The sequence below is a fragment of the Scytonema sp. HK-05 genome (genome assembly GCF_963872035.1).
Lineage (GTDB): Bacteria > Cyanobacteriota > Cyanobacteriia > Cyanobacteriales > Nostocaceae > Kalymmatonema.
The window spans coordinates 20,189-33,741 of record NZ_CAWMYC010000134.1 but is presented as its reverse complement, the minus strand read 5'-3'; the positions used below and the strand labels follow the sequence as shown (position 1 = coordinate 33,741).

Here is a 13,553-nt window from a genome sequence, read left to right as displayed (position 1 = left end):
ATTTCTTACGCCAACGGCAGTGAAAATCGAAACGTACTTCCCTTATTTAGTTCACTTTCTACTAAAATTTCACCTCCCTGCAATATAACTAGACGATGGGAAATAGCTAGACCCATCCCAGAACCACCAGGATGGCGATCGCGAGAACGTTCTGAACGCCAAAACCGATTAAACACAAACGGTAGATCCTCTGGCTTCATACCATGACCTGTATCAATCACTGCAATCCATAACTTTGGAGGTTCGCTCCAAACTCGCACTTTGATAGAACCCGTCGCAGTGTAGCGTACTGCATTGCCAAGTAAGTTGACTAGAATCTGCTCAACTCGCTCAGGATCAGCAGATACTAAAGGAGGATTGGGTGGACACTCCAAAAGCAACACGGGACCTTCTTCTAAAAGTTGATCCGAGAACCGTTTCATTAAAGAAAGCAGAAGTGGATATAAATCGATGGGTTGAATTTTGATGGGTAAGTATCCCGCTTCTGCCTTAGAAAGTTCTTGTGTATCATTCACTAACCGACCCAAGCGGGCTGTTTCTGTGGCTAATCGCTGAAACAGTTCTGCTTTTGGTTCAATCGCGCCATCTGCTAAACCCTCTAGATAACCTTCTAAGATTGTCAATGGTGTACGTAGTTCATGGGTGAGATCTCCCATGAGTTCTTGACGGCGCTGTTCTACCCCTTCAAGGTTTGATGCCATTCGGTTAAAGTTTATGGCAAGGCGGTTCAACTCTGGAATTTCACTCTCAGGTATACGGGCTGTCAAATTCCCCTGAGCAAATTGCTCAGTAATTTTCTCCATCTGAATCAGAGGTTGTATAATTTCCTTGGCAACTAGGTAACTTAAAGCACCTACTAAAGTTGCGCTGATCAGTAATGACCACAAAGCTCCTTGGTTCCAGGCTGTCTTAAACTCCTCAATCAACTGATTACGAATTGCACCCAGGTAAAATCCTTGTGCTTCTAAAAGCGTTAAGTGTAACCCAAACAGGTGCTGCGAGAAGAACCAGCCCAGTGTGAGTAAAGTACTTAAACCAAGCAACATTACAGCAATGTGGCACAAGAGGAGTCGCGATTGCGCGAAGCGCAGTGCCTTCGGCAATCGCAGGCTAAGTTTACTCACACTTCGTCCTACATAACTAGTCTTCAAATTTATAACCCGATCCAATTACAGTTTTAATAAAGGTTGGATTAGCTGGGTCGGGTTCAATCTTCTTGCGTAACCGTGCAACGTGGGTGTCAACAACCCGCTCATCACCATAAAAGTCAGTACCCCACAGTTTGTTAATCAGTTCAGTGCGATTCCAAACTCGACCAGAGGAACTCACGAATGTTGCTAGCAGTTCAAACTCCAAAGTTGTGAGATCCAAAGAAGCCGATTGATTGGTACTCACAATTTTATTCGCTGAGTGCCGCTCGATATTAATCACAAAGTGTTGGCTGCGATAAATTTGGCTTTGCTTACCATGACGTAGCGTGCGTCGTAGGAGCGATCGCACACGGGCTACCAATTCTTTTGGGCTGAAGGGCTTGACCATGTAGTCATCTGCCCCGGTAGATAAACCGACAATCCGGTCATTTTCCTCACCCTTCGCCGTCAACATCAAGATGTAAGGGTCTTTAAAGCTTGGTTGCTGTCGAATGCGGGCACAAACTTCCAGTCCGTCCAAACCGGGAATCTTCAAATCTAGGATAATCAAGTCAGGCGGATGCTCTTGAAATACAGAAATTGCACACAATCCATCTCGACAGTGGCGACAAGAAAATCCTTCCCTTTCCAAATACAGTTGAATTAACTGAGCAATCTCAATTTCATCCTCAACAATCAAAATCTCCATTAGCTTGATAAAGATTTTTTCTGCTAACGAGCAATCATAAACTACTTTATCCGGCTACATCAACGACAAACGAAGTTGGAAGCAAGAGCTTACTGGCAGCAGCGCGAATATGTCACACCTGCACCACAAAATTTACATACTCTTAACAAACTGTGTAGCTTGCATTAACAAATCTTAGCGAATATGTCACAGGTTCGCCACAGGATTTACACATCTTAAGTCGGAGAAAAGTCTAAATTTACAAATAGCAACAACATAGTTGGCGGAAAGGCTGCGAATGGACAATCTAGTTTTCCACAGCCGTTCCGTTTCCCTTTGACAGGCTTCTGTAACACTTTTATTCTAGTGTCGGTGCATTGATTCCTAATAATTGTGTTTCGTCAAACTGTCAAATTGACGCGCGAAAAAGCTAATAGCAACTCTTTCTAAATGAATTTCATAAAAATTGTGATGTGTGGGAAATGATCTGATGTTGATTGATGCAGGTACTTTACCTAAAGAGTGAAACTATTGAAACTGAAGTTTGTATTGTTGGTGGTGGTCCAGCAGGCATTACCTTAGCATGTGAATTCAGACTTGCTTGGGATAGTTGCTCATACCGAGACAAATATAAACCACAGAAATATTACCTATATTGCAAATAACAAAAGCTGAAAAGGAGCAACATTTTGAGGTACCATATAGCTCTAAGCTATGCATCCAATCTAGAACTGATCGCTCAAAATGCTCAAGCAGGCAAATGTCCGATGGATGCGATGTGGGACATCAGTAAGCTTTTGAAAGCGAAAGTTCATCTACCAATTGCAGACTCATTGTCTGGTTTAGATATTATCCGTTCCAAGATTATAGGCAAACCTCAACACTGGGCACTGGCACGGTCTTTGTCTAAGCAACTTCACAGCGATGATGTCATATTTTGCGCAGGCGAAGACGTCGGCTTTCCAATTGCCAGGCTTTGTGGTGCTAAAGTTGCGCCACCCAAGATTGTTGTCTTTGTCCACAACATCACTCAACTACAGGGGCGTCTGGCACTCAAACTATTGAATGTGCAAGAGTGGGTTGATTTGTTCCTGACTATTTCCCCGGTTCAAGCTGATTTCCTGCGTAACTCTCTGTGCTTACCATATAAGCGTGTTTGTCAAGTTGTTGAGGCACCACCTACAGACATATCCTTCTTTACACCAGGACCAGCTTCACCCAAAAAGCTGCGTCCAATAATTGGAAGTCGAGATTTACAAAAACGGGATTATCAAACTCTGGCTGATGCGACTCAAGATTTAAATGTTGATGTCAAGATTTGTGCTTTTTCACCGGACGCAAAGGCATTAAAACAGGCGTTGCCAAGTCATATGCCAAGTCATATGCCAAGTCATATGTCGTGTTGTTTTTACGACTGGTGTCAGTTGGTGCAATTTTACCGCGATTCCGACATAGTTGTTATTAGCGCTGTTGAAAATAATTTGCCAGCCAGCCTTAACACTTTGTTTGAAGCAATGGCTTGTCGGCGACCTGTGATCATCACCCGTTCCTCGGGAATTATTGCCAATCTGATTGATGCAGGTATTGTTACTGGTGTAAATCCTGGTGATATTGTCGGATTAAAGCAGGCGATCGCCAACCTCTTAAATGACCCTCAAAAAGCTTTTCAACAGGCTCAGCAAGGTTATGAACTAGTAGTTAATCAATTTAATCATCATAAGTATACTCAAGCTTTGGTGACAAAACTCACTTCTAGATTTGGGAGTATCAATCATCCCAATTTGCTCTGTCAGACTAGAGAAAACCTTTGTACTTAGTCTAGAAGTGGTTTTATGTCAAGCTTTGATAATTATTTAATTTTAGGATGTCATTATGTCAGAAAACATCGCTTCCTCTCTTGGTGAAGCATCACGGGTATTACTCGTGTCAATGCGGAATCTAAAATTTCATGTTTCTCGTTCTGGCTCCTATGAATTTGAGGATGTCATCTGTAATTGTGATACGGTTGATTTAGTTACACCACACTTCAATCCTACTCTTTTTAAGGTAACGAATACGTTAGCTAATTCAGCGGCCAAGCTTTTCAAAAATGGCAAACTGGTAAAATCGTTAGTTAACTATAAATTTAAACTCGATAAAGAATACGATTTATTCTTTATTTTTTGCCAGTCAATTCAAGACATTCTCATTTTAAATTCTATACAAGGTTGGCAAGAAAAATGCCGCTACGCTGTTTGTTGGCTAGATAAAATTTGGGCAAAAGATGTTGATAATTGGCTAGTTCAACTACAGCTTCTCAAAGACTTTGATTATATTTTCATGAACTTTAGTTCTAGTCTTGATCAAGTTGCCGATATTATCCAGCGCCCTTGTTACTCAATTCCTTATGGCGTTGACGCTATAAAATTCTGCGCTTACCCAGAGAACCTTTACCGCTGTATTGATGTTTTAAATATTGGACGGCGTTCAAAAGTCACCCACGATGCTTTACAAGAACTTGTAGAACGGGAAAAACTTTTTTATATTTACGATACAATCAAAGATTTATACATGCTGGATTATCGCTACCATCGAAATCTATATACAAATTTTGTAAAAAGAACCCGCTATATGATAGTCAATAAAGCAAAGTTTGATTTAACTGGTAAAAACAACCCTCAAGAGGAGGTTGGACCACGATTCTTTGAAGGAGCAGCGGGTGGAACAATCATGTTAGGTGTTCCTCCAAAATGTGAGGATTTTACTAAAAATTTTGACTGGTCAGATGCTGTGATTGAAATCCCATTCGATTGCTCGAATATAGCTGATATAATAGCAGATTTAAATACAGAGCCTGAGCGCCAAGAGAGAATACGGAAAAATAATACTGTTAACTCACTTCTCAAGCATGACTGGGTATACCGTTGGGAAGCTATTTTGACAGCTGTAGGACTTGATAGCACTCCACAAATGATAGAACGCAAAGCGCGTTTAAGGGACTTAGCACAGATAGTGAATACATCAGCAATCAGCCATCCAGATCCCCCATCATACCGCTTGTCAGTTAGTGGGGGTAATTGACCAATATCTTCGTTGCAAAACCCGCACGCTTGCAGCTATGGGGATGGAGCGACAAGCGTTTTATGAAAGCTGTAAGTAAGCGAGAAAAAATCAAAATATGTAAAGAAAAGTAAAGCTTAAAAACTAGTTCGTAGTAAGCGCTGTCTTGCCTGCGGCACGCAAGAGCGGCGAACGCTAAAGCGCTTACTACATACCTTTAATTATTTACATTGACCTACTTACAAAATTCAACCTTGTAGGTTAAATCACTAGTCATTTTTGAGCAAATTTAAGTCATTTCAACAAAAGTAAGAGGGGTATTGGGCATGGTTTTAGCCAACTGTGAAAAATTGAGTATACATGGAAAAGCCAAGACTGAACTGATTTCGTTAGTTAAGCAAATAACTTGGGTTGGCTTAGGTTTTACAGTCATGCTCCTGCTTACAAAAGGTAAACCACCAACGTTAGTAGTTGGTATTTACTTATGCTTATCTAGTTTATTTTTTGCTTGGAGCGAACTGCAGTGGTTCAAGAAGGAGTCGGAAGAAATCTTGATAATTTCTCAAGCTCTCAATCATACAGATTCAAGTGACGCAAAAAAAGAACCTGATGGACTTGAAAAAATTATTCATTTGAAATCTAAAGCTCAAGATATTCACAATGTAAACCTCATCTTTGGTAACCTCAAGAATGCTCAACTTGCAAATGTTGACTTTAACTGTGCCTACCTTAGTGGTAGTAACCTCAGTCATGCCAATCTTAGTGGAGCCAATTTAGGGAATACTAACCTCAGTGGTGCTCAGTTAGTAGAAACCAACCTCAGCGATGCTAACTTGAAGAATGCAAACCTCAGTAGTACTAATCTTATAAATGCAAATCTCAGCAATGCTAACTTAAAAGATACAAATCTCAGTAATGCAAACCTCAGTAATGCAAACCTTAGCAGTGCTGAATTGACGGATGCAAACCTTAGCAATGCTCAGTTGAGTGATGCAAACCTCAGCAGTGCAAACCTCAGTAGTGTCCATTTATGGAGTGCAAATCTTAGCAGCGCTAAACTTTTGGGTGCGAATCTCAGCAGTGCTTACATGAACAGTACAAAACTTAAAAAGGCAAACCTTTGTGGTGCTTTGCTTCAAGATGCCAACCTAAGTAATGCCAAACTTCAGGAAGCGAACCTTAACGGTACTAACTTGTGTGGTGCTAATCTTTGTAGTGCCAATTTCAAAAACGCTAACCTCAGCGACGCCAACTTAGAAAATGCTAATTTGGAGGGTGCTAATTTGGAAGGTGCTGACCTCAGTAGAGCCAATCTCAATGGTGCTAACTTGAGTAGTGTCAGAATTAACCAGGCAACACAGTTGGAGAAAAAATGGCTTTTAGTGTGGGAAACTTTGAATCAGGCAAATGAAAAAAGTGTAATTATCGAAGATGAAAATTTTTAAATAGAGATGAACAATAGTAAGCCAAACGAAATGAAAGAAGTTGCTGAAGATATAGAAGCTTGCTCTGTTTGCAGAACGTAGACAAGTCTGTTCCTGAGTTGTCGCACTAGTAGAGTCAAGACGTTTTCTGGTTTATTCTGCTTAATTCTCAAAATTCCCGTGAGGTAAGTACCTGGGCTGAATTAAATTTCAAGGACGCGTCTTTGCGTCTCCGACTCCCCGCGTCTGTGCGTCCTTGAAATCCCTGCACTCTGGATGTGGTGGTAGCACAATCAAAAAGCCACAATAGAAGACACAGGCTGTATACAATAAAGCCTTGCCTTGAATAAGGAGTGTGTTATCAGTGGTATTACAAGTACAAAAAAGCACCTACGAAGCAAAAACCCAAGAAATCGCTAAACAACTCCTATCGGCGACACAGGAGAATCGTTCGTTCTTTGGTGCGTTGCGCGATCAGATGCGCTGGGATGACAAGCTTTTGGCTTGGGCAATGAGTAATCCTGGGCTGCGGGTGCAATTATTTCGCTTTATTGATACTCTTCCTGCTTTACGTAGTAAACCAGAAATTGCAGCTCATTTACAAGAATATCTGGGCGATGAGTCGGTGGAGCTTCCAGCAGCCCTTAAGGGAATGCTCAACTTTGCTAACCCCGATTCTATGCCAGGGCAAGTTGCTGCGACAACTGTTTCTACAGGTGTAGAAACATTAGCTCATAAATATATTTCTGGGGAAAATATTAAACAGGCGCTGAAGACGATTGAGCGACTGCGTAAAGAAAAAATGGCTTTCACCGTAGACTTATTAGGTGAGGCGGTAATTACCGAAGCAGAAGCGCAGTCTTACTTGGAACGTTACCTAGATTTGATGCAAGAATTGGTGGAAGCATCGAAAAATTGGACAACGGTTCCTTTAATTGACGAAGCAGATGGACAATCACTACCAAAAGTCCAAGTTTCTGTAAAATTAACGGCGTTTTACTCGCAATTTGACCCGTTGGATGCTACAGGTAGTGAGGAACGGGTAAGTTCGCGCATCCGCACTTTGTTGCGTCGTGCTAAAGAACTCGGTGCTGCTGTTCATTTTGACATGGAACAGTATGCTTACAAAGATCTGACTTTCAGCATCCTGAAAAAACTTTTGCTAGAAGAAGAGTTTCGCACTCGCACAGATATTGGTCTGACAATTCAAGCATATCTGCGCGATAGCGAGGAAGATGCAAAAGATTTGATAGCTTGGGCGAAACAGCGCGGTTATCCGATTACCATTCGTTTGGTGAAAGGGGCGTACTGGGATCAGGAAACTATTAAAGCAGAGCAGAAACATTGGCAACAGCCAGTTTACAACGATAAAGCAGCAACGGATGCAAATTTTGAAACGATAACTCAGTTATTGCTGGAAAATCATCAATATGTGTATGCTGCAATTGGTAGCCATAACGTGCGATCGCAAGCTCATGCCATAGCAATAGCCCAAACCTTAAATGTCCCCCGCCGTTGCTTTGAAATGCAAGTTCTGTACGGCATGGGCGATAAACTAGCAAAAGCTTTAGTTGATAGAGGTTATCGTGTCCGAGTTTACTGTCCCTACGGCGAACTTCTCCCAGGTATGGCGTATTTGATTCGTCGCTTGCTGGAAAATACTGCTAATAGTTCTTTTTTGCGGCAGAATATGGAGAATCGCCCCATCGAGGAATTGATCGCACCGCCAGTCATAAAATCTACCCCTCCTGCTTCCCCCTCGCTTGCGGGGGGGACTGAGGGGGGGTTCTCCGGGGCTGCGGATACAGATTATGCTGAGGACGAGGAAAGAAAAGAAGCGACTCTTGCTTTCCAAAATGTCCGCCAGCAATTAGGAAAAACTTATTTACCTCTGATTAATGGTGAATACGTCCAAACTCAACAAGTTATAGATTCTGTGAACCCCTCGAATTTTAGCGAGGTGGTTGGTAAAATCGGACTACTTAGTGTTGAACAAGCCGAACAGGCGATGCAAGCCGCGAAAGCTGCTTTTCCGCTTTGGCGCAAAACACCTGTAAAACAACGCGCTGCAATATTGCGGAAAGCTGCTGATTTGATGGAACAACGCCGCGCTGAATTATCAGCTTGGATAGTTTTGGAAGTTGGCAAACCAGTACGCGAGGCAGATGGTGAGGTTTCCGAGGCGATAGATTTCTGTCGCTACTACGCCGACGAAATCGAACGGTTAGATGAGGGTTACAATTACGACGTTGCTGGCGAGACGAACCGATATATCTACCAGCCTCGGGGAATTGCTGTGGTGATTTCTCCTTGGAATTTCCCGTTGGCGATCGCTACGGGAATGACGGTTGCAGCTTTGGTTACTGGCAATTGTACTTTGCTTAAACCAGCAGAAACATCTTCTGTGATTACGGCAAAGCTGACGGAAATCCTAGTAGAAGCCGGGATACCTAAAGGTGTTTTTCAATACGTTCCGGGTAAGGGTTCCCAAGTTGGTGCTTACCTGGTGAATCATCCTGACACTCATGTCATCGCTTTTACTGGTTCGCAGGAAGTCGGCTGTCGAATTTACGCAGAAGCGGCAATTGTTAAACCTGGTCAAAAGCACATGAAACGGGTCATTGCTGAGATGGGTGGCAAGAATGCTATCATCGTGGACGAAAGTGCTGATTTAGACCAAGCAGTTGTTGGTGTTGTGCAGTCGGCGTTTGGTTACAGCGGACAAAAATGTTCTGCTTGTTCACGGGTGGTGGTGCTAGAACCAGTTTATGATACCTTTGTGCAACGCTTCGTGGAAGCAACGAAATCGCTGAACATTGGGGAGACGGAGTTACCCAGCACCCAAGTTGGACCGGTGATTGATGCTAATGCACACAGCCGCATCCGTGAGTATATCGAAAAGGGTAAGGCAGAAGCAAAAGTGGCTTTGGAAATGCCAGCACCAGATAACGGGTATTTTATCGGTCCTGTGATCTTTAAAGATGTATCAGCAAATGCGGTAATTGCCCAAGAAGAAATTTTTGGTCCAGTTGTGGCGGTGATTAGGGTAAAGGACTTTAAGGAAGCGCTGGAAGTTGCAAATGGTACCAACTACGCCTTAACTGGCGGACTTTATTCCAGAACTCCTTCGCATATTCAGCAGGCGCAGGAAGAGTTTGAAGTCGGGAACTTATACATTAACCGCAACATCACGGGTGCTATTGTGGCACGACAACCGTTTGGTGGTTTCAAGCTTTCTGGAGTTGGTTCTAAGGCTGGGGGACCAGATTACTTGCTACAATTCCTGGAACCGCGTACGGTGACAGAGAATATTCAGCGTCAAGGTTTTGCGCCGATTGAAGGGGCAGATTAAATTGAGTAGGGTGGGCAATAATTGCCCACCTTTGTTTTATCAAACCGCAAAGATTCATATAGCACACAGAGAGTTTGATGAGTGATGTTATTGTTAAAGTTGCTGATTGGGGTAAGGAATTTGCTGCCATTCAAGCAATTAGAAAGTCTGTTTTTCAGGAAGAACAAGGGGTAGATTCAGCTATAGATTTTGATGGTAAGGATGGAACTTCTAACCACTTGATTGCTTCTTTAAATGGAGAGTATGTGGGAACTGCCAGGATTAGATATTTGGATGAGACAACAGCGAAAATTGAAAGGCTTGCGGTTTTGCCAATAGCAAGAGGCTATGGTGTCGGCAAGAAAATTATGCAAAAGGCTTTGGAAGTTATAGATAGTAAAAATATTTTAGAAGTGCTAATTCATGCTCAAGAGTATATTAAGGGTTTGCATCAAAAGTTAGGTTTTCAGCAAGAGGGAGAGGTTTTTGAAGAGGCGGGTATTCGCCATGTGAAAATGAGGAGGAAATTAAAGTAGGTATAGAATCAACCTCTTGCCTAGTGAAAATTATGAAAATTGAACCACAGATGGACACAGATAATTAACTAGTGTTAATCTGTGTCCATCTGTGGTTTTAAATATTTTTAAATCATACTTTTGCTAGAGGTTGAATGCGTGGACTTGTAGTAAGGCTTAAGCCCAAATGCGAATCGATTCGCGATTAGTACTGTTCCGTTACATAAATCCTACTCAGAATTAGTCAAAGCTTATCAAAGCTATACAACAAAGTCTGAGTTTCGTTTACTTCCTGCTTCATTCTGGCAACGGGGCGCGTTAACCAGTCCACAGGCGCGAGCACTGTCTAACTGACAGCTATTAAAAAATTGCTTTCGAGGGGCTACTAACGATCCTCTGTCTGTGGAGCTTGCACTTCGCCTGTGGCACGTTTATCAAACGCCAGTCCTTTGCTGGAAGGGTTATCCTCTGACGGCACGGTTGTTAACCGTTAATATATTGCCTATCCTAGCATCTTTTAGCTATACCTACTCAAAATTGACTATCTTTGATGAGGCTTGAATAGCTTTTAGGTTACAGTTCCATACCCTAATCATGAGCAATCACAAATATAAGCGAAAGAGATATAAAAATTTACTCATACTTGGCATCATTTGGTTATTGGGGGCGGTGTGCGATCGCATTTGGTTTGCCTTAGATCGCTCTATTCCCGCCTGGGATCAAGCAGATTATTTAACTGGTACTCTAAACTATTGGCGATCGCTACAGAATCCCCAGTGGTGGAATCAAGAGTGGTGGCAAAGTCTTTGGCTGCTGTCTTCCAAAATACCGCCTTTAACCTACATCGTCACAGCGGTTGTTCAGAATATCTTTGGGATTGGACTAGATCAAGCAACCCTGGTGATGCTATTGTTCAGTGCAATTTTACTGAGTTCAGTGTATGGCTTAGGGAGTGTACTGTTTAGCGAGTCTGTTGGTTTATGGGCTGCTGCACTCTGTCAAGTTTTGCCTGCTCTTTATGGGTTTCGTCTAGAATTTCTCTTGGATTATCCCCTGACAGCTGTTGTTAGCTTGAGTTTCTTTTGCCTCACTGTTTGGCGGAGTTTTGGAACCGCAGAGGCGCAGAGGACGCCGAGGAAGAGAGGAGAAGTCTCCCTATCTCTTCTCTGGGCTGTAGCCTTCGGTATAACCTTGGGGCTGGCGTTGCTGGTGAAGCAGACAGCGTTGTTTTTTCTGTTGACGCCGATAGTCTGGGTTGGGGTGGGGGCTGTACTTGATCGGCGTTGGGGACGGTTAGTGCAGTTGCTGGGCAGTTTGTGTTTATCGGTGTTGGTTTTTGGTCCTTGGTATCGCACGAATTGGCTGCTTATCTTGACTTCTGGTAAACGTGCAACAATTGACTCTGCTATTGCTGAAGGTCAGCCAGGACTGGATAAGCTGGAATCTTGGTTTTATTATTGGAACCAGTTACCCTACCAGGTTTCTGTGCCTTTGTTAATTGTGCCTGTGGTGACATTGCTTTTGTGGTGGGGTCGTTCAAAATTTGCAGCTGAGAATGCAAAGCTCAAAACTATAGCCTTAAGTAAAGCGAAGTTTCAAAATTCACCACTCACATGGTTAGTTGTGTTTTGGGTTGGCGGATATTTTCTCTCATGTTTGAACGTTAACAAACATGAGCGTTATGTGTTGCCTTATTTACCAGTATTGGCGGTGCTTTTAGCTTATGGTTTGACGCGTTCTCGTAGTCTCCTAGGACAGCGTATCCGCTGGGGTACTATTGGTTTGGCAGTCATACTGATGTTGCTTAACTTATTTCCAGTGGGAGGTGTTGTTGGTGCTTGGGTGACACAAGCTTTGAGTCCCAATGCCCAGCATTATCCTTATATGAAAGCAGAGTTACCCCATCAGCAGGTGATTGCCCAAATTATCCAAACAGAACCATATTTACGTTCAACTCTGGGAGTTTTGCCATCAACGGCAGAAATTAACCAACACAATTTGAATTACTACGGGGCGCTACAAAACTTTCAAGTTTATGGGCGTCAGGTGGGAATTAGGAAAAAGTATGTCGATCAGGATGGGCGATCGCTTGAGTGGTTCCTCACAAAAACAGGAAAACAAGGACCAGTCAAAGAATCTCAAGCTGTTATGGTAAACACTGTGGAGCAAGGTGGTAATTTCCAACTCAATAAGTCTTGGAATTTACCGGATGAAAGTGTTCTCAAACTTTATCATCAAAAAACACCAACAGTTGAGGTAAAACACACCTCTGAACAAAAACCACAAGCCAGAATTGCCTTGTCGCAAGTTACAGTTCCAGAAAAAGCCCCGCCAGGATTATCAGTACCCGTAACTTACGAATGGTCTGGTTCTTGGGATGAACTACAACACGGGTTAGTACTGCTGACTTGGCATAATTCTAGGCAACCACCACTGATGAAAAACCTAACCCCCCAACCCCCTTCCCTGCAAGGGAAGGGGGAAGCAGATTCCCCTCCCCTATTAGGGGAGAGGTCAAAATCCCTATGGATACATGACCACGGTATTGCAATGGGGAATTTACATCCTGGTGGAAAAAAACCTGAAGGCACATTTCAGGTGATTGAAAAGATGGCGATGTTACCTCCTGCTGACATATCACCAGGAACCTACACCCTAGAAGCAATGTATCTCAACAGACTGTCAGGAGAAAGTTATTCTATTAAAGTGCCAAAAGTCACGCTGCAAATCGAACCTCAAGCACCTGCCGCACAAACACCAGAACTAGATTTAGTAACGCAGTTAGAGACTTTAGGCGCTCAATTAACTAAAGGAACTGAAGCAGTCAGTCAAGTTTTTGAGGAAATAGGGCGTATTAATCAATACGACCCGACTCAGGATTATTTGGTACAGGCGCGGTTGACTTTGGAATATCGATTGCAGCATATGACTCCAAACCGGGATTGGGCTTATGCTTTAGCTTTAGCAAACGTGTTGCAGCGACGGGTGGACGGTGCGATCGCATCTCTCAAACAAGTCATTCAGTTAGATTCCGAAAATCCCTACGCATATGCTTACCTGGCATTTGTCCAACTCTACAACTGGCAGCCAGCAGCAGCTCAAAAGTCCCTAGAACCCAGTTTAGCCAAAAATCCCAATTTACCTGAATTTAGAGGTCTTTCAGGGGTTGCTGCCCTGATGCAAGGCAATTTCGTTAAAGCGTGGAAAGACTTGTCAGCCCTGCGGGGAATTCAAAATTAAAAACCCCATACCTTATAGGGTATTGGGAAATTCAAAATAGTTTTTTAAACTTTGAATTTTGATAGCGTAAGCGCAAAGCATATCCCAGCAGAATATAGCGCTTCTTGTGTGGATGAAGTAATTATTTATCTGTGTCCATCTGTGTCCATCTGTGGTTCTCCTAACTTGATGTATTGCACTCAACCA

The 13,553-nt window shown here is 42.9% G+C and carries 8 protein-coding genes; 6 read left to right on the top strand and 2 right to left on the bottom strand.

The features are described from left to right. Nucleotides 1-5 precede the first annotated feature (5 nt). The gene (locus tag AACT52_RS30015; RefSeq protein ID WP_073634459.1) at nucleotides 6-1,046 is read right to left on the bottom strand and encodes a sensor histidine kinase; all 1,041 of its coding nucleotides are present in this window, start codon (nucleotides 1,044-1,046) and stop codon (nucleotides 6-8) included. A 94-nt stretch (nucleotides 1,047-1,140) separates the two neighbouring features. Then, complete coding sequence (locus AACT52_RS30010; RefSeq protein WP_073634458.1) at nucleotides 1,141-1,839, bottom strand: response regulator transcription factor; 699 nt, start codon at nucleotides 1,837-1,839, stop codon at nucleotides 1,141-1,143. Nucleotides 1,840-2,507: 668 nt separating this feature from the next. Between AACT52_RS30010 and AACT52_RS30005 the strand changes: the two genes are divergently transcribed. The 6 genes from AACT52_RS30005 to AACT52_RS29980 all read left to right on the top strand — a co-directional run bounded on the left by AACT52_RS30005 (nucleotide 2,508) and on the right by AACT52_RS29980 (nucleotide 13,367). After that, nucleotides 2,508-3,635, top strand: coding sequence for a glycosyltransferase (locus AACT52_RS30005; RefSeq protein WP_073634457.1), 1,128 nt, complete (start codon nucleotides 2,508-2,510; stop codon nucleotides 3,633-3,635). Nucleotides 3,636-3,690: 55 nt separating this feature from the next. Further along, entirely contained in the window at nucleotides 3,691-4,878 is a 1,188-nt protein-coding gene (locus AACT52_RS30000) for a glycosyltransferase (protein ID WP_073634456.1), read from the top strand. Nucleotides 4,879-5,183: 305 nt separating this feature from the next. Then, nucleotides 5,184-6,302 (top strand): pentapeptide repeat-containing protein, encoded by a 1,119-nt coding sequence (locus tag AACT52_RS29995; RefSeq protein ID WP_073634455.1) that lies wholly within the window; start codon nucleotides 5,184-5,186, stop codon nucleotides 6,300-6,302. A gap of 343 nt (nucleotides 6,303-6,645) precedes the next feature. After that, complete coding sequence (gene pruA, locus AACT52_RS29990) at nucleotides 6,646-9,633, top strand: L-glutamate gamma-semialdehyde dehydrogenase (RefSeq protein WP_073634454.1); 2,988 nt, start codon at nucleotides 6,646-6,648, stop codon at nucleotides 9,631-9,633. A 77-nt stretch (nucleotides 9,634-9,710) separates the two neighbouring features. After that, the gene (locus tag AACT52_RS29985; protein WP_073634453.1) at nucleotides 9,711-10,148 is read left to right on the top strand and encodes a GNAT family N-acetyltransferase; all 438 of its coding nucleotides are present in this window, start codon (nucleotides 9,711-9,713) and stop codon (nucleotides 10,146-10,148) included. Between the two features lie 573 nt (nucleotides 10,149-10,721). Further along, nucleotides 10,722-13,367 (top strand): phospholipid carrier-dependent glycosyltransferase, encoded by a 2,646-nt coding sequence (locus AACT52_RS29980; protein WP_073634452.1) that lies wholly within the window; start codon nucleotides 10,722-10,724, stop codon nucleotides 13,365-13,367. Nucleotides 13,368-13,553 lie beyond the last annotated feature (186 nt).

What these genes read in the sequence shown, in the direction of transcription:
- AACT52_RS30000 (WP_073634456.1), top strand. Translation starts at nt 3,691, where the DNA reads ATGTCAGAAAACATCGCTTCCTCTCTTGGTGAAGCATCACGGGTATTA.
- AACT52_RS30015 (WP_073634459.1), bottom strand. Translation starts at nt 1,046, where the DNA reads ATGTTGCTTGGTTTAAGTACTTTACTCACACTGGGCTGGTTCTTCTCG.
- AACT52_RS29985 (WP_073634453.1), top strand. Translation starts at nt 9,711, where the DNA reads ATGAGTGATGTTATTGTTAAAGTTGCTGATTGGGGTAAGGAATTTGCT.
- AACT52_RS30010 (WP_073634458.1), bottom strand. Translation starts at nt 1,839, where the DNA reads ATGGAGATTTTGATTGTTGAGGATGAAATTGAGATTGCTCAGTTAATT.
- AACT52_RS29980 (WP_073634452.1), top strand. Translation starts at nt 10,722, where the DNA reads ATGAGCAATCACAAATATAAGCGAAAGAGATATAAAAATTTACTCATA.
- AACT52_RS29995 (WP_073634455.1), top strand. Translation starts at nt 5,184, where the DNA reads ATGGTTTTAGCCAACTGTGAAAAATTGAGTATACATGGAAAAGCCAAG.